General features: G+C 57.5%; 16 protein-coding genes. 7 read left to right on the forward strand and 9 right to left on the reverse strand.

Annotation, left to right across the window (positions count from 1 at the left end; all coding sequences use genetic code 11):
• Window positions 1-36 precede the first annotated feature (36 nt).
• Entirely contained in the window at window positions 37-1,161 is a 1,125-nt protein-coding gene (gene nlpD / locus M2422_RS19005) for a murein hydrolase activator NlpD (RefSeq protein WP_033146405.1), read from the forward strand.
• 59 nt (window positions 1,162-1,220) lie between these two features.
• Window positions 1,221-2,213 (forward strand): RNA polymerase sigma factor RpoS, encoded by a 993-nt coding sequence (gene rpoS / locus M2422_RS19010; RefSeq protein WP_008499600.1) that lies wholly within the window; start codon window positions 1,221-1,223, stop codon window positions 2,211-2,213.
• Between the two features lie 52 nt (window positions 2,214-2,265).
• Here rpoS and M2422_RS19015 read toward each other — a convergent pair whose 3' ends face one another.
• Together M2422_RS19015 and M2422_RS19020 are read right to left on the reverse strand one after the other, a co-directional pair.
• Window positions 2,266-2,643 (reverse strand): DUF4440 domain-containing protein, encoded by a 378-nt coding sequence (locus M2422_RS19015; protein WP_064673519.1) that lies wholly within the window; start codon window positions 2,641-2,643, stop codon window positions 2,266-2,268.
• Window positions 2,640-3,842, reverse strand: a complete 1,203-nt coding sequence (locus M2422_RS19020) for an MFS transporter (RefSeq protein ID WP_064673520.1) — start codon at window positions 3,840-3,842, stop codon at window positions 2,640-2,642. Before M2422_RS19020 ends, M2422_RS19015 begins: the two co-directional genes overlap by 4 nt.
• A gap of 108 nt (window positions 3,843-3,950) precedes the next feature.
• Here M2422_RS19020 and M2422_RS19025 point away from each other — a divergent pair, with 108 nt between their 5' ends.
• A complete protein-coding gene (locus tag M2422_RS19025; RefSeq protein ID WP_064673568.1) occupies window positions 3,951-4,838 on the forward strand; it encodes a LysR family transcriptional regulator in 888 nt (295 codons plus the stop codon).
• Here the strand turns inward: M2422_RS19025 and M2422_RS19030 are convergent.
• Complete coding sequence (locus M2422_RS19030) at window positions 4,835-5,242, reverse strand: MarR family winged helix-turn-helix transcriptional regulator (protein WP_023308984.1); 408 nt, start codon at window positions 5,240-5,242, stop codon at window positions 4,835-4,837. The two genes, M2422_RS19025 and M2422_RS19030, sit on opposite strands and share 4 nt — an antisense overlap.
• A gap of 172 nt (window positions 5,243-5,414) precedes the next feature.
• On the opposite strand from M2422_RS19030, the gene M2422_RS19035 reads away from it, so the two are divergent.
• From M2422_RS19035 to M2422_RS19045, 3 genes are read left to right on the forward strand one after another with little or no spacing between them, the layout of a single operon-like run.
• Window positions 5,415-6,017, forward strand: a complete 603-nt coding sequence (locus M2422_RS19035; protein ID WP_008499595.1) for a non-oxidative hydroxyarylic acid decarboxylases subunit B — start codon at window positions 5,415-5,417, stop codon at window positions 6,015-6,017.
• Window positions 6,007-7,434 carry a non-oxidative hydroxyarylic acid decarboxylases subunit C gene (locus tag M2422_RS19040; protein ID WP_047059974.1) on the forward strand — a complete coding sequence of 476 codons (1,428 nt, stop codon included), beginning with the start codon at window positions 6,007-6,009 and terminating at the stop codon, window positions 7,432-7,434. Before M2422_RS19035 ends, M2422_RS19040 begins: the two co-directional genes overlap by 11 nt.
• Before the next feature lie 10 nt (window positions 7,435-7,444).
• Window positions 7,445-7,666, forward strand: coding sequence for a non-oxidative hydroxyarylic acid decarboxylases subunit D (locus tag M2422_RS19045; RefSeq protein WP_033146398.1), 222 nt, complete (start codon window positions 7,445-7,447; stop codon window positions 7,664-7,666).
• Between the two features lie 139 nt (window positions 7,667-7,805).
• Here the strand turns inward: M2422_RS19045 and mutS are convergent, their stop codons facing one another.
• Entirely contained in the window at window positions 7,806-10,367 is a 2,562-nt protein-coding gene (mutS, locus tag M2422_RS19050; protein ID WP_064673521.1) for a DNA mismatch repair protein MutS, read from the reverse strand.
• A 113-nt stretch (window positions 10,368-10,480) separates the two neighbouring features.
• On the reverse strand, window positions 10,481-10,711 hold the full coding sequence (locus M2422_RS19055) for a SymE family type I addiction module toxin (RefSeq protein WP_023333217.1): 231 nt from the start codon (window positions 10,709-10,711) through the stop codon (window positions 10,481-10,483).
• A gap of 175 nt (window positions 10,712-10,886) precedes the next feature.
• Here M2422_RS19055 and M2422_RS19060 point away from each other — a divergent pair, with 175 nt between their 5' ends.
• Complete coding sequence (locus M2422_RS19060) at window positions 10,887-11,231, forward strand: nitrous oxide-stimulated promoter family protein (protein WP_048979264.1); 345 nt, start codon at window positions 10,887-10,889, stop codon at window positions 11,229-11,231.
• A 5-nt stretch (window positions 11,232-11,236) separates the two neighbouring features.
• On the opposite strand, the gene M2422_RS19065 is transcribed toward M2422_RS19060, so the two are convergent.
• From M2422_RS19065 to M2422_RS19080, 4 genes are read right to left on the reverse strand one after another with little or no spacing between them, the layout of a single operon-like run.
• The gene (locus M2422_RS19065; protein WP_259141933.1) at window positions 11,237-12,457 is read right to left on the reverse strand and encodes an MFS transporter; all 1,221 of its coding nucleotides are present in this window, start codon (window positions 12,455-12,457) and stop codon (window positions 11,237-11,239) included.
• A gap of 16 nt (window positions 12,458-12,473) precedes the next feature.
• Complete coding sequence (locus M2422_RS19070; protein WP_058841079.1) at window positions 12,474-13,235, reverse strand: ABC transporter ATP-binding protein; 762 nt, start codon at window positions 13,233-13,235, stop codon at window positions 12,474-12,476.
• Window positions 13,235-14,272: an iron ABC transporter permease gene (locus tag M2422_RS19075; RefSeq protein WP_048979267.1), complete on the reverse strand. Its 1,038-nt coding sequence runs from the start codon at window positions 14,270-14,272 to the stop codon at window positions 13,235-13,237. The genes M2422_RS19070 and M2422_RS19075 overlap by 1 nt, the downstream gene beginning before the upstream one ends.
• Window positions 14,272-15,270 (reverse strand): ABC transporter substrate-binding protein, encoded by a 999-nt coding sequence (locus M2422_RS19080; protein ID WP_033146392.1) that lies wholly within the window; start codon window positions 15,268-15,270, stop codon window positions 14,272-14,274. Before M2422_RS19080 ends, M2422_RS19075 begins: the two co-directional genes overlap by 1 nt.
• Between the last annotated feature and the right edge of the window lie 64 nt (window positions 15,271-15,334).

Here is a 15,334-nt window from a genome sequence, read left to right on the forward strand (position 1 = left end):
TAAGTCACTGGTAGTTAACACATTCCTGGGGGATAAATGAGCGCGGGAAGCCCTAAATTCACCATCAGCCGTGTTGCGGCATTATCACTGGTTTCGCTCTGGCTGGCAGGCTGTACAAGTTCTAATAACGCGCCTGCGCCCGTCAGTTCTGTCGGCGGAAACAGCGGCTCGGGTAACACGTCCGGCGGAATGTTGATCACTCCTCCGCCTAAAATGGGTACCTCTACGGCGCAACAAAATCCGCCAATCCAGCCGGTTCAGCGTCCAATGACGCAGCCGACGCAGATTCAGCCAGTGGAACAGCCTGTTCAGACCCAGAATGGCCGCATAGTCTATAACCGTCAGTATGGGAACATTCCGAAAGGCAGCTATACCGGTGGCAGCACCTATACCGTAAAACGCGGGGATACGCTGTTCTACATTGCGTGGATTACCGGGAACGATTTCCGTGACCTCGCGCAGCGCAATAACGTCCAGGCCCCATACGGTCTGGAAGTCGGGCAAACGCTCCAGGTTGGCAACGCGACGGGCACGCCGCTTACGCCTGGCAACACCGTTTCAGCGGCCGATGTGACGGCTCAAAATAACAGCGTTAAGCCTGCACAAAAATCCACCACGGTGGTTGCTTCACAACCTGTAATTACGTATTCTGAGGATTCAGGTGATCAGACTGCTAACAAAATGTTGCCGAATAATAAAGGGACTGCGACTGTTGTCACAGCACCGGTGACGGCACCTGTGGTTAGCTCTACTGAACCGACTGCCAGCAGTATGACCTCCAGTTCGCCAATATCTGCATGGCGCTGGCCAACTGACGGCAAGGTTATCGAGAACTTCTCTTCCTCCGAGGGGGGAAATAAAGGGATCGATATCGCAGGGAGTAAAGGACAGGCTATCATCGCGACCGCAGACGGGCGCGTTGTGTATGCCGGTAACGCTCTGCGCGGTTACGGTAATCTTATTATCATCAAACATAACGATGATTACCTGAGTGCCTACGCCCATAACGACACAATGCTGGTCCGGGAACAACAAGAAGTTAAGGCGGGGCAAAAAATCGCTACCATGGGTAGCACCGGAACCAGTTCTACACGCTTGCATTTTGAAATTCGTTACAAGGGGAAATCCGTAAACCCGCTGCAGTATTTGCCGCAGCGATAATTTGACGGGGCATGCCAGCCAGGGTGTCTCGTTCAGGGATCACGGGTAGGAGCCACCTTATGAGTCAGAATACGCTGAAAGTTCATGATTTAAATGAAGACGCGGAATTTGATGAGAACGGAGTAGAGGCTTTTGACGAAAAAGCCTTAGTAGAAGAGGAACCCAGTGATAACGATTTGGCTGAAGAAGAGCTGTTATCGCAGGGTGCCACACAGCGTGTACTGGACGCGACTCAGCTTTACCTTGGGGAGATTGGTTACTCCCCACTGCTAACGGCCGAAGAAGAAGTCTATTTCGCACGTCGTGCTTTGCGTGGTGATGTCGCCTCGCGTCGTCGCATGATTGAAAGTAACCTGCGACTGGTCGTGAAAATTGCCCGCCGTTACGGCAATCGTGGTCTGGCTCTGCTGGATCTGATTGAAGAGGGCAACTTAGGTCTCATCCGCGCAGTTGAGAAGTTTGACCCGGAACGCGGGTTCCGTTTCTCAACCTACGCGACCTGGTGGATTCGTCAGACCATCGAACGGGCTATTATGAACCAGACCCGTACGATCCGCCTGCCGATTCACATCGTCAAAGAGTTGAACGTTTATCTGCGTACCGCACGCGAGTTGTCCCATAAACTGGACCACGAGCCAAGCGCAGAAGAGATTGCTGAGCAACTCGATAAACCGGTTGATGACGTAAGCCGTATGCTGCGTCTCAACGAGCGCATTACCTCCGTTGACACCCCGCTGGGTGGCGACTCCGAAAAAGCGCTGCTGGACATTCTGGCCGATGAAAAAGACAACGGTCCGGAAGACACCACGCAGGACGATGACATGAAGCAGAGCATCGTCAAATGGCTGTTCGAGCTGAACGCCAAACAGCGTGAAGTGCTGGCACGTCGTTTCGGTTTACTGGGGTATGAAGCTGCGACACTGGAAGACGTCGGCCGCGAAATTGGCCTGACCCGTGAACGTGTTCGTCAGATTCAGGTTGAAGGTCTGCGCCGCCTGCGTGAAATCCTGCAGGGGCAAGGTCTGAATATCGAAGCGCTGTTCCGCGAATAAGCAACCTTTCGTCAAAAAAGGCCCGTCGTGAGACGGGCCTTTTTCTTTTGCGCTACGGCTTAGCCGTTTCGTGCAGAAGACGCCACACTATCCGATCGCCTTCCTGATTGAGCACCGCGGTTGACCAGCGCACGTTGACGGGCAGGTCCGGCCGGGTTTGCGTCTCCCGGTAGTGCAGCACCGCGCCACGATCCCAACGCTCGATCGTGGATAATTCGTCAATGACGATCTTCAGTCCGGGACGGCTTCCGCGCTGGTTTTCCAGAAAACTGATCAGACCGGCATAGTCGATATGAGCGCCGCCCGGCGGGATCATCAGAAAATCTGGACGGAAGCGGGCGAGCAGGGCGTCGGAATCACCTTCACCTTTGCCTAACCAGTCTTCGAGCGCAATGTGGAGGTCGATAATGTCGTGTTCGAAAGGCGTCATGAATTCTCCTGTCGCAGCTGGGTGAGCACCTGCGTATTGTTAAGACGAAAAACGTACAGTACAGGCAGCAAGGTCATGCCTGCGGCAAAAATAAACATCCCGTGCCAGGCGGCGAGCGGTGGCAGCCAGGCCTGCGCCAGGTTCAGCGCCTGCGCCAGCAGCAGGGCTCCGGCAAAAAAGCTCAGCTGACGATTAAGATTCCACAGCGCGCTGGCATCCGGCATCTCTTCCCGGCGGGTCGTCAGAAAAGCGCTGCTCTGAGCCGTACTGCTGCACAGGCTTCCCCCCGCACCCATCAGGGTAAACGCAGCGGCAGGCAGCAGCGTAGCCGAACTGACGTTAATCAAAAGCAGAATACCCGTCGCCTGCAGCAGGCAGCCGATGACGATCAGCGGTCGGGGGCCGATACGGTTAAAATAGCGTCCCGTTGCCGTGATGGCGATAAACGATGCCACGGACCACGGCAGCATGAGCATCCCCGTTGCGGCTGGGCTCATGTTCGCCACGTGCTGAAGATAAAACATGCCCGTGACGTTCACCCCAATAAACATGCCGGGTACGCAGAGATAGACAAGCATGGAAAAACGCAAAAGCGGGTCCGCGAGCAACGACAGGTTTAGCAGTCTGGCCGCTTTCATCGCGGGCATTTCGTGTTTAAGCCACAGGCAGGCCAAAACAAAGGTCACGATAGCGACCGGTAGCGTGGCGAAAAATATCCATCGCCAGCTGAGCGTCTGCACCAGCAGTCCTCCGATAGCAGGAGAGCAGGCCGGGGCAAGCAACGCCACCAGCATCACCGCCGAGGAGAGTCGGGCACGCTCGTGAGGCTTAAACTGTTGCCAGGTCAGCGCCTGTCCGACGGGGATCAGTAAGCCCCCTCCCACGCCCTGGAGTACTCGCCAGACGATCAGACTTTCAAGCGTTGCAGACAGGCCCGCCGCAGCGGAGGCTGCGCTGAACAGAAAAAGCGAGAGCAGGATGACTCGCTTTGGCCCGATGCGGCGCGTGAGCACGCTGCTAAACGGGATCACCAGCGTCAGGCCGGCAATGTACCCGTTACTGACCCAGGCAAGGGCTGAAGGCGTGGTGTTAAAGGCGTGAGCCATTGCCGGGAAGGCGACGCTGGCAATGAACATGTTGATCAAATCAAGAAAAAAGCCCAGCAGATAAACAACGGCGACTTTGCTGCGATACGTCATGGTGGATCCTCCGGTGAGGTGGCGTATCGTATCGATCCGGGAAGCACGGATAAACCTGACAAAGCGCGATATACTGTCAAAAAAATTTTGACAGTAAAGGGCGTGATGATGATTAACCTGCAGCGAGCGCAGATGTTTGTCGCGGTGGCCGATACCGGCAGTTTCACTGCCGCAGCCGAGGCAATGGGGCTGACAAAAGCCGTGGTCAGCTTCAATATTCGTCAGCTAGAAGATGAGCTGGGCGTTACGCTGCTGCTGCGCTCCACCCGCCGCCTGACGTTAACCGAGGCGGGCGCGCTCTTTCATCAACGCAGCGTGGCGCTTCTGAAGGATGCGGAACGGCTGCAGGATGATGTCCGCGCGAATCATGCGGGGCTCACTGGCGAACTGCGGATCACGACGACGCCCGAGTATGGCTCACAGGTGGTGGTACCGCTGCTGGCCAGGTTTAGCCAGCAACACCCGGATCTTCGCGTGCGGCATGTTTCGTCCTCCCTGCACGCCGACCTTATCTCGGAGCGCTTTGACGTAGCTATCCGGCTGGGAACGCTTGCCGATTCGCGCAACCACGCCGCGCTGATTTCACACTTCTCGATTCTCCCCGTCGCGACGCCCGGGTGGCTCGTTAACCATCCGATCGAAACGCTTGCGCACCTTGCCAACGCCGACTGGATTATTCACGAGCGCCTGGCCTCGCCGCTGCGCTGGCAGGTGAAGGATGCCAGCGGCGCGCCTGAAACGCTGGAAATAAAAAAAGCGCCGCGCCTGTTTGCCGACAGCGCACAGGCTCTTATGGCCTTTGCACTCGCGGGCGGAGGTGTGGCGTTACTGCCGGAATGGCTGGTGCGCGATGCGCTTGATGCGGGAAAACTGGTCCCGGTTTTACCGGGATATACCTTTGCACAGCAGGGCATCTATGCGGTTTATCCCGATGCCCGGCATGTGTCAGCGAAAGTGCGCACCTTTATTGATTTTATGCGCACCAGCGTGAATTAATCGTGCATCATCTTTTTGATGAGCGCGGAGAACTGCTCCCGCTCGGCCTTGTTAAGACGTCCTAAAAACGCCTCATCCACCTCGTTGCCAACCGGTTTACAGCCTGCAAGCAGGGCTTCTCCTTCCGGCGTCAGGAAGACAAACCGGCGGCGCTTATCGGCCGGATCGTGCTCGCGTTTGACCAGACCGCGCGCCTCCATGCGGCTGAGCATCTCCGCCAGGGTTGCTTTCGTGCTGACCGCCACTTCGGTCAACGCCACCTGTTCAATACCCGGATGCTCGGCAATAGAGCGCATCACCGCATACTGTGGCTTGGTCAGTTCCGGTAAGGCATGTTGCCACTGCGCGGTATGCTGTTGAAAAAGCTGACGTAACAGGTGGAACGCCTCTTGTCTTAGTTCCATGAACACTCCGACGGAAAAAATCTCTCCCCTATGATAGCCGCTATTGCTCTCAATTTTAACGCGGCATCTTTTAGCCATTCGTGTGATCGTATGCGAACGATCTTGTCAGGTAAACGATCCTGGAGTAGCTTATTTATAATGTTCGTACACGAACAAAATATTGAGGTGATGAATGAGATTGATAGTGGGAATGACGGGGGCAACGGGTGCACCGCTGGGCGTGGCGCTGCTGCAGGCGCTGCGGGAAATGCCGGAGGTGGAGACGCATCTGGTGATGTCTAAGTGGGCAAAAACCACCATTGAGCTGGAAACGCCCTACACCGCGCAGGACGTTGCTGCCCTGGCTGACGTTGTCCACAGTCCGGCTGACCAGGCCGCCACCATCTCCTCTGGCTCGTTTCGTACCGACGGCATGATCGTCATTCCCTGCAGCATGAAAACGCTCGCGGGGATCCGCGCGGGCTACGCCGAAGGGCTGGTGGGACGCGCGGCTGACGTGGTGCTGAAAGAGGGGCGCAAGCTGGTGCTGGTTCCGCGTGAAACACCGCTCAGCACCATTCATCTTGAGAACATGCTCGCACTTTCCCGCATGGGCGTGGCGATGGTGCCGCCCATGCCTGCGTATTACAACCACCCACAAACCGCAGATGACATTACCCAGCACATCGTGACCCGCGTGCTCGATCAGTTCGGGCTGGAGCATAAAAAGGCGCGCCGCTGGAACGGGCTGCGGGAGGCGAAACATTTTTCACAGGAGAATAAAGATGGCATTTGATGATTTGAGAAGCTTCCTGCAGGCGCTCGATGAGCAAGGGCAGCTGCTGAAAATTGAGGAAGAGGTTAACGCCGAGCCCGATCTGGCGGCGGCAGCCAACGCGACCGGCCGCATTGGTGACGGCGCGCCCGCGCTGTGGTTCGACAACATTCGTGGCTTTACCGATGCCCGCGTGGTGATGAACACCATCGGCTCCTGGCAGAACCACGCCATTTCGATGGGGCTCCCTGCGAACACTCCGGTAAAAAAACAGATCGACGAGTTTATCCGCCGCTGGGATAAATTCCCCGTCACGCCGGAGCGTCGCGCCAACCCGGCCTGGGCGCAGAATACGGTGGACGGTGAAGACATTAACCTGTTCGATATCCTGCCGCTGTTTCGCCTGAACGACGGTGACGGCGGTTTTTATCTCGATAAAGCGTGCGTTGTCTCGCGCGATCCGCTCGACCCGGACAACTTCGGCAAGCAGAACGTCGGGATCTACCGTATGGAAGTGAAGGGCAAGCGCAAGCTCGGCCTGCAGCCTGTTCCGATGCACGATATCGCCCTGCATCTGCACAAGGCGGAAGAGCGCGGTAAAGACCTGCCGATTGCGATTACGCTGGGCAACGACCCGATCATCACCCTGATGGGCGCCACGCCGCTGAAATACGATCAGTCCGAGTATGAAATGGCCGGCGCGCTGCGTGAAAGCCCGTACCCGATTGCCACCGCGCCGCTGACCGGCTTCGATGTGCCGTGGGGGTCTGAAGTGATCCTGGAAGGGGTGATTGAAGGCCGCAAGCGTGAAATCGAGGGGCCATTCGGCGAGTTTACCGGGCACTATTCCGGTGGCCGTAACATGACGGTGGTCCGTATCGACAAAGTCTCTTACCGCACCAGGCCGATTTTCGAATCCCTTTACCTCGGCATGCCGTGGACCGAGATTGACTATCTGATGGGACCGGCCACCTGCGTGCCGCTCTACCAGCAGCTGAAAGCGGAATTCCCGGAAGTGCAGGCGGTGAACGCGATGTACACCCATGGTCTGCTGGCGATTATCTCCACCAAAAAACGCTACGGCGGTTTTGCCCGCGCGGTGGGTTTACGCGCCATGACCACGCCGCACGGTCTGGGCTACGTGAAGATGGTAATTATGGTGGATGAGGATGTCGATCCGTTCAACCTCCCGCAGGTGATGTGGGCGCTGTCGTCGAAAGTGAACCCGGCAGGGGATCTGGTGCAACTGCCGAACATGTCGGTCCTTGAACTCGATCCTGGCTCCAGCCCGGCGGGCATTACCGACAAACTGATTATCGATGCCACCACGCCTGTCGCGCCGGACACCCGGGGTCACTACAGCCAGCCGGTACAGGATCTGCCTGAAACCAAAGCCTGGGCTGAAAAACTGACCGCGATGCTGGCAGCACGTCAATAAGGAGGAAAAGATGATTTGTCCACGTTGTGCCGATGAGCATATTGAAGTGATGGCGACGTCGCCGGTAAAAGGGGTCTGGACCGTTTACCAGTGCCAGCATTGTTTGTATACCTGGCGTAATACTGAACCGCTGCGCCGTACCAGCCGCGAGCATTACCCGGAAGCGTTCCGCATGACGCAGAAGGATATTGACGAGGCGCCGCAGGTGCCGACGATCCCGCCGCTGCTGTAAAAAAAAGCCCGGTGGCGCTGCGCTTGCCGGGCGATAACATCGTGCGGTCTTTTGCCCGGTGGCGCTGCGCTTACCGGGCCTACGGTTTTGTAGGTCGGGTAAGGCGAAGCCGCCACCCGACAAAACAGACCGCAGAAAACTAAACCAGACTCTTCAACCTGTAAATCCACTCCAGCGCCTGACGCGGCGTCAGTGAATCCGGGTCGAGGTTTTCCAGCGCTTCCACCGCAGGCGACGTCTCTTCCGCAGGCACCAACAGCGACATCTGCGTACCATCAATCTGCGTCGCCGCAGCATTCGGTGACAGGCTTTCCAGTTCACGCAGTTTCTGACGCGCGCGCTTGATCACCTCTTTCGGCACACCTGCCAGCGCCGCGACGGCCAGGCCATAGCTCTTGCTCGCCGCGCCATCCTGCACCGTGTGCATGAAGGCAATGGTATCGCCGTGCTCCAGCGCATCCAGATGAACGTTCGCAACCCCTTCCATTTTCTCCGGCAGCTGCGTCAGTTCGAAATAGTGGGTGGCAAACAGCGTCATGGCCTTGATTTTATTCGCAAGGCTTTCCGCACAGGCCCATGCCAGCGACAGACCGTCATAGGTTGACGTTCCGCGCCCGACCTCGTCCATCAGCACCAGGCTGTGCTCCGTCGCGTTATGCAGAATGTTTGCCGTTTCGGTCATCTCGACCATGAAGGTTGAGCGACCGCTCGCCAGATCGTCCGCTGCCCCGACGCGGGTAAAGATACGGTCGATGGGACCAATCTCCACATTTTGCGCCGGGACGTAGCTGCCGATATACGCGAGGAGCGCAATCAGCGCCGTCTGACGCATATAGGTACTCTTACCGCCCATGTTCGGACCAGTAATGATCAACATTCTTCTCTGCGGTGACAGGCTCAGCGGGTTGGCGATGAACGGTTCGTTGAGCACCTGTTCTACCACCGGGTGACGGCCTTCGGTTATGCGAATGCCGGGCTTGTCGGTAAAGGTTGGGCAGGTGTAGTTCAGCGTTTCAGCGCGTTCTGCCAGATTGACCAGCACGTCCAGCTCCGCCAGCGCGCTGGCGCTCTGCTGCAGGTCGCCCAGGTGCGGCATTAGCATGTCGAACAGCTCGTCATACAGCTGTTTTTCCAGGGCCAGCGCCTTGCCTTTCGAGGTGAGGACTTTGTCTTCGTACTCTTTCAGTTCAGGAATGATGTAGCGTTCGGCGTTTTTCAATGTCTGGCGACGCACGTAGTGGATCGGCGCCAGGTGGCTCTGACCGCGGCTAATCTGAATGTAGTAACCGTGTACCGCGTTATACCCCACTTTCAGGGTGTCGAGCCCAAGACGTTCGCGCTCGCGGATTTCCAGCTTATCGAGGTAGTCCGTCGCACCGTCGGCCAGTGCGCGCCATTCGTCCAGCTCCTCGTTGTAGCCCGGGGCAATCACGCCGCCATCACGCACCAGAACCGGAGGCGCATCGATAATAGCGCGCTCCAGCATTTCGCGAAGCTCGGTAAATTCGCCCATGGTTTCGCGGAGTTTCTGTACCGGCGCGCTGTCAACGTCACTCAGCTGCGCGCGCAGTTCCGGCAGCTGCTGGAAAGCATGACGCATCCGCGCGAGATCGCGTGGTCGTGCTGTTCGAAGTGCCAGACGCGCAAGGATACGCTCCAGATCGCCCACCTGGCGCAGAACCGGCTGCAGTTCGGTATAGCGATCCTGCAGCGCGGCAATCGTCTGCTGACGGCAAACCAGCGTCTCGGTATCGCGGATCGGCATATGCAGCCAGCGTTTCAGCATGCGGCTGCCCATTGGCGTTACCGTACTGTCGAGGACCGACGCGAGCGTATTTTCTACGCCACCCGCCAGGTTCTGCGTGATCTCCAGGTTACGGCGCGTGGCGGCATCCATGATGATGCTGTCCTGCTGGCGCTCCATGGTGATAGAGCGGATATGCGGCAGGGCGGTGCGCTGGGTATCTTTCACGTACTGCAGGAGACAACCGGCCGCACATAGCCCGCGCGGGGCGTTTTCAACGCCAAAGCCAATCAGATCGCGGGTGCCAAACTGCAGATTCAGCTGCTGGCGCGCGGTATCAATTTCGAATTCCCACAGCGGACGACGGCGCAACCCGCGACGACCTTCAATCAGCGCCATTTCGGCGAAATCTTCGGCATAGAGCAATTCTGCCGGGTTGGTGCGCTGCAGTTCGGCGGCCATCGTTTCACGGTCAGCCGGTTCACTCAGACGAAAACGTCCGGAGCTAATATCCAGCGTCGCGTAGCCAAACCCTTTACCGTCCTGCCACAGCGCTGCCAGCAGGTTATCCTGGCGCTCCTGCAACAGGGCTTCATCACTGATGGTGCCGGGCGTAACGATGCGCACGACTTTGCGTTCCACCGGGCCTTTTGAGGTCGCCGGATCGCCGATCTGTTCGCAGATGGCAACGGACTCGCCCTGATTCACCAGCTTCGCCAGGTAGTTTTCTACCGCGTGGTGCGGGATACCTGCCATAGGAATGGGCTCGCCTGCCGATGCGCCACGTTTGGTCAGCGAGATCTCGAGCAGCTGCGATGCACGCTTAGCATCGTCATAAAACAGCTCGTAAAAATCGCCCATACGGTAAAACAGCAGGATTTCCGGATGCTGTGCTTTCAGCTTCAGATACTGCTGCATCATCGGCGTATGTGCGTCGAAATTGTCGATTGTGCTCATGGAGTTATGATGTCCATTTCTTTGAAAATAAACCGTTTTGATGGGCTCAATGGCCGTTTGTTCCTTCTATTGTCGCATGAAAAAAAGGTCCGGCGCAGAAAAATGTCGTGGCTTTACGAGGCATCTTCCGCCATTAATTCGATGACAATTTTTCCATGCTCCACGCCCACCCTGACTCGGGAATGGGTCGTAAACCCCGCCTTTTCAAGCCAGTCACCTTTCAAGCTCAGCGCCGCATGCACGCTGTAGCGCTTCGGTATCTTGGTATTGCGGTCTTCATGGCGCTTTCTAAAATATCCCACTTTCAAATGGCGATAGGGTTTGCCGATCGTGAGCTCTTGCATAGGGTCTCCAGACAACACGGACAAAGGTCATTTCTGATGCCTGTATAAAATACCAGTGATTGTTCGCCGGTGCAGGACTAAAACTGGAATCAGCCTTCAGGAAACGAAATGCAACCGCTGAAATCCAGCGTTGAAAGGTGTATTATTGATGCACTTTATTATTCGGTAATCCGCTATGTCCGGTAAACGCATCTCACGAGAAAAAGAGACCATCGCGAAAATGATCGCGTTGTATGAAAAGCAGTGCCCGCAGGCCTCTCAGGAGGAAGGGTATTATCAGGCGCTCAACGCGTATGCCGATAAGCGCCTGGATAAATGCGTTTTCGGTGAGGAAAAGCCGGCCTGCAAGCAGTGCCCCGTACACTGCTACCAGCCTGCCAGACGTGAAGAGATGAAGCAGGTTATGCGCTGGGCAGGCCCGCGTATGTTATGGCGTCATCCTATTCTTACCGTTCGCCATCTGATGGATGACCGCCGTCCCGTGCCGGAACTGCCGGAGAAGTACCGTCCGAAAAAGTGATCGGTTCAGCGTCTCAGCGGACGGCAAATCACCTTCAGGGCCAGCGCGCTGCAGAGCGGGAAGAGGGCCAGCAGCAGCCAGGGATACATCGCCTGCGTAGAGGGCACCAGCGCGCGGTCCAGCAGGCTGCCAAACACCAGGTTTCCCGCCAGTACCGCTATGCCTCCGGCGGTGGCGAGTGCGCCGTAGTGCGCGCCAAGCGTGGATTCCTCCGCAAACCGAGGGATCAGATCTTTAGCCGATGGCACCAGCAGCATTTGCCCCAGCGTCAACAGCGTCACAAAACAGACAGAAGGCAGTAAGCGCAGCCAGCCTTCCGGCGGCGTCATCGGGGCAAACGTCGCCACGCTCGCAAAGGCGGCTGACAGCAGCAAAAATCCCACCGGCAGAATTCTCACCGCGCCCACGCGACGGGCGAAGCGGGCCAGCGGCAGCTGTAAGGTGATGATCAGAACGGAGGCCAGCATAAAAAGCGGGCCGAGATCTTTCTCGTTACCGCCAGAACGCTGGATTTCCACCGGCAGCGCCAGATAAAGCTGGTTATAGCTTAACAGCCATGAACTGTAGGCAATGATAAAGGCGACAAAGCGCGGCTGACGGAACGTTGTCCACCAGGGCTGTATTTTCAGCGTCTGTGAACGGTGGCCAGCAGCAGGCAGACAAAAGAAGAGCACCGCTAGCGCAATGATAAAGACGCCAGCTCCCGCCAGCGCCACCTGACGAAAGCCGAGGCCGGTGAGCAGGGCGCCAGCAACCGGGCCCAGTACCGCGCCGAGCTCTCCGCAGACGGCAAAGAGCGCAAACCACTCCGCGCGGCTTCGTTTGCCTTTTGCCTCGCTGTGAGTGCCTGCTTTTGCCAGCAGTGCCTCAATCGAGGGGGAGAATAATGCGCCGCCAACGCCCGTCAGACACGCGCCCAGAATAATCGGCCACAGGGATTCCCCGAAGGCCAGCAGCAGATAGCCTGAAACACGAACAATACAGCCGCTCAGGATAATCACTTTCGCGCCAAACCGATCCGATAGCGCACCGCCAACGATAAACATCCCCTGTTGCGAGAAGGTACGCAGGCCCAGGATCAGCCCGATCAGTCCGCCGGAGAGCAGCATGTCGTCGCGCAGGAATATCGCCAGGAAGGGAACGACGGCGTAAAAGCCAATGTTGAAAACAAACTGGCTACCCAGTAAGACGGGCGGCCAGAGCGCGGCGGCAGGGCGAAGGGGCATCGTCGTTCACTCGCCCCTAAACGATAAAGTGGATGTGCTTTTTGCCATGGAACGGCGAGATCTCAATTTTGGTTTTGACCCGGAAGACATCCCACAGCAAAGACTCGGATAAGATGTCCTGCGGTGTCCCCGTCGCCACAATTTGCCCTTTCTGCATCACAATCAGCGAGTCGCAGAACATCGAGGCGTGGTTGAGATCGTGGATAGCGACAATGCTGGTGACCGGTAATTCGCTGATCAACTGCATCAGCTGCATCTGATGATGAATGTCGAGGTGGTTGGTCGGCTCGTCCAGCAGGATTTCCGTTGGGGTCTGAGCCAGCGCGCGGGCAATATGCACCCGCTGGCGCTCTCCGCCGGAGAGGCTCAGCCAGCCCTGATCGCTTTTATCCAGCATATCCACGCGCTGCAGGGCGGCGGTGACGGTTTCGTCATCGTGGTTGCTCCAGTTGGAAAAAGCGGAGTGGTGCGGAATACGCCCGAGTTTCACCACGTCGCGCACGCGCATGTTGGCGTCCGTCATGCCGTGCTGCTCGACGAAGGCGACCCGGCGCGCCAGCTGCTTTTTGGCGATGCGGGAGATGTCCTGCCCGTCCAGGGTAACGCAGCCAGCATCCGGGCGACGAAGCCCCGCGAGGATCCGTAAAAGAGACGATTTACCGCAGCCGTTAGGGCCAAGCAGCCCTACCGTTTCGCCCCGTGACACCTTCAGCGAGACGTTGTTAACGATGACCTTTTTGCCGACCTTCCAGGTAATATTTTCAGCGCAAATACTCATCACTTATTCCTTGAACGGTAGATAATCACGGCAAAGAAAGGCACGCCAACCAGCGCGGTGACTACGCCGACGGGCAGGCTTTGCGGCGCAATCAGCATGCGCGAGGCAATGTCTGCCAGCACCATCAGGATCGCCCCTGCCAGCGCGCTGGCAATCAGCAGCGTGCGGTGCAGCGGCCCGAACAGGAAACGCATCACGTGCGGGACCACCAGCCCGACAAAGCCGATTGAGCCCGCCATGCTGACAATCGTCGCGGTAATCAGCGCGGTAGTGGTAAAGAGCGTCAGGCGCACCCACGGGACGGCAATACCTAAAGAGGCGGCGGCGTCATCACCGAACGTGAAGGCATCCAGCGCCCGGGAATAGTAGAGGCAAACGGCTAATCCAGTCAGCACCACCACCAGCGCCAGCTGGAATTCAGGCCAGCGAACGCCGCTGAAGCTGCCCAGCAGCCAGAACATCACGTCGCGCGCCTGCTGGGCGCTGGCGGAGGTGCTGATGGTGTAGGCAGTAATGGCGTTGAACAGCTGTGAGGCGGCAACGCCAGCCAGAATGGTACGTTCATTTCCCCCGCGCGCGCCGTTCGTCAGAAACGCGACAAACGCAAAGGCGGCGAACGCCCCGGCAAACGCGCCCGCAGAGAGCGACACCGCACCGGTGCCAATCCCCAAAACGACGACCGACACCGCCCCGGTTGAGGCACCTGCCGACACGCCAAGCACGTAAGGTTCCGCCAGCGCGTTCTTCAGCAGGCTCTGCAATACGGCACCGCAGATGGCCAGCCCCGCGCCGCAGCAGGCCGCCACCAGCGCGCGGCTCAGACGAAAGTCCCAGATCACGCTCTCATAGATGCGGGTGAGCGGAACCTCGGTGAGCCCCATTTTATTGCTGATGGCGTAAAACACCTTATCCAGCGGGATGGACAGCTCGCCGACGCTGACGCTCAGCGCGATCGTCAGAAATAACAGTACCAGGGCGAGCAAACCCGAGGTCGTCAGAACCAGGCTCTGCCGGGCCTGAAGAACGGCGGTTGTCATCAGTTCAGCCCCAGCTTTCTGAGCTGTTCGCCGACCTGCTCAGCCCCGTAAATCGTGCGGATCGTCGGGTTCATCGCCTGGCCGTCCATCACCACGATATGGCCTTTTTTAACCGCGTCCAGCTGGCTGACCGCCGGATCGCTCTTCAGGAATTTGATTTTTTCTTCCGCGTTATCCAGCGCCCAGCGGTTGCGGTCCAGGCTGGACACCACAATGACATCCGGATTGGCGGCAATAATGCTTTCCCAGCCTACGGTTGGCCATTCGGTCTCGGACGTAATGGCGTTATGGCCGCCCATCAGGCTGGCGATAAACCCTGAGGGGCTATTTTTACCGCCGACGTAGGCGTCAGCAGAAGGGGACGAACTGGAGAACCAGAAGACAAACGAAAGGTCTTTTTTACTCTTGCCGAATTCCTTACGCAGGTCGGCCTCGCGGTTTTTGAAATCGGCAATAACGGCCTGACCGCGGTCTTCAACGTTAAAGATTTTGGCGAAATCCTCAATCTCTTTATAGAGATACGTCATATCCCACAGCTTCTGGCGGCTGCCGTACATATCGCCGGTGGCTTTTTTGGTCGCGCACATGCCCGGCGACACGTAGCTGTTCACGCCCAGGGTCATCAGGTCTTCGCGTTTTGCGACCTTACTTTCAGGCCCCAGCAGCAGCGGGGACTGCGCCGGGACAAAGTCAGGATTTTGCGCAAGAACGGATTCAAGGGTCGGGATTTCGACCGTCAGGGTTTTGATTTTTGCGTTCTGTTCCGCCAGCTGCGGCAGCACTTTGGTCGGCCAGAAGGCGCTGGCCTTCACCTTATCTTCCAGGCCCAGCAGGAGCAAAATTTCGACGGTGTTCTGGCCCAGGGCCACGACGCGTTCCGGCGCTTTGGTGAACGTCTCTTTGTAGCCACAGTTTTCAATCGTCAGGGGATAGGTGGTTGCCAGAGCAGAACCGACCGACGCAATCGCCAGGCCTAACGCGCAGATGACCTTTTTCATGAAACGCTACCCTTCATTAAAATTATTATTGATGCAAATGAAACTCATTATTAAGGCGGAATTT

It is taken from the genome of Enterobacter sp. SLBN-59 (assembly GCF_024807915.1).
Lineage (GTDB): Bacteria > Pseudomonadota > Gammaproteobacteria > Enterobacterales > Enterobacteriaceae > Enterobacter > Enterobacter asburiae_B.

Excerpts from the sequence above, each read along its gene's own strand:
- nlpD (WP_033146405.1), top strand. The coding sequence starts at position 37 with ATGAGCGCGGGAAGCCCTAAATTCACCATCAGCCGTGTTGCGGCATTA.
- rpoS (WP_008499600.1), top strand. The coding sequence starts at position 1,221 with ATGAGTCAGAATACGCTGAAAGTTCATGATTTAAATGAAGACGCGGAA.
- M2422_RS19015 (WP_064673519.1), bottom strand. The coding sequence starts at position 2,643 with ATGACGCCTTTCGAACACGACATTATCGACCTCCACATTGCGCTCGAA.
- M2422_RS19020 (WP_064673520.1), bottom strand. The coding sequence starts at position 3,842 with ATGACGTATCGCAGCAAAGTCGCCGTTGTTTATCTGCTGGGCTTTTTT.
- M2422_RS19025 (WP_064673568.1), top strand. The coding sequence starts at position 3,951 with ATGATTAACCTGCAGCGAGCGCAGATGTTTGTCGCGGTGGCCGATACC.
- M2422_RS19030 (WP_023308984.1), bottom strand. The coding sequence starts at position 5,242 with ATGGAACTAAGACAAGAGGCGTTCCACCTGTTACGTCAGCTTTTTCAA.
- M2422_RS19035 (WP_008499595.1), top strand. The coding sequence starts at position 5,415 with ATGAGATTGATAGTGGGAATGACGGGGGCAACGGGTGCACCGCTGGGC.
- M2422_RS19040 (WP_047059974.1), top strand. The coding sequence starts at position 6,007 with ATGGCATTTGATGATTTGAGAAGCTTCCTGCAGGCGCTCGATGAGCAA.
- M2422_RS19045 (WP_033146398.1), top strand. The coding sequence starts at position 7,445 with ATGATTTGTCCACGTTGTGCCGATGAGCATATTGAAGTGATGGCGACG.
- mutS (WP_064673521.1), bottom strand. The coding sequence starts at position 10,367 with ATGAGCACAATCGACAATTTCGACGCACATACGCCGATGATGCAGCAG.
- M2422_RS19055 (WP_023333217.1), bottom strand. The coding sequence starts at position 10,711 with ATGCAAGAGCTCACGATCGGCAAACCCTATCGCCATTTGAAAGTGGGA.
- M2422_RS19060 (WP_048979264.1), top strand. The coding sequence starts at position 10,887 with ATGTCCGGTAAACGCATCTCACGAGAAAAAGAGACCATCGCGAAAATG.
- M2422_RS19065 (WP_259141933.1), bottom strand. The coding sequence starts at position 12,457 with ATGCCCCTTCGCCCTGCCGCCGCGCTCTGGCCGCCCGTCTTACTGGGT.
- M2422_RS19070 (WP_058841079.1), bottom strand. The coding sequence starts at position 13,235 with ATGAGTATTTGCGCTGAAAATATTACCTGGAAGGTCGGCAAAAAGGTC.
- M2422_RS19075 (WP_048979267.1), bottom strand. The coding sequence starts at position 14,272 with ATGACAACCGCCGTTCTTCAGGCCCGGCAGAGCCTGGTTCTGACGACC.
- M2422_RS19080 (WP_033146392.1), bottom strand. The coding sequence starts at position 15,270 with ATGAAAAAGGTCATCTGCGCGTTAGGCCTGGCGATTGCGTCGGTCGGT.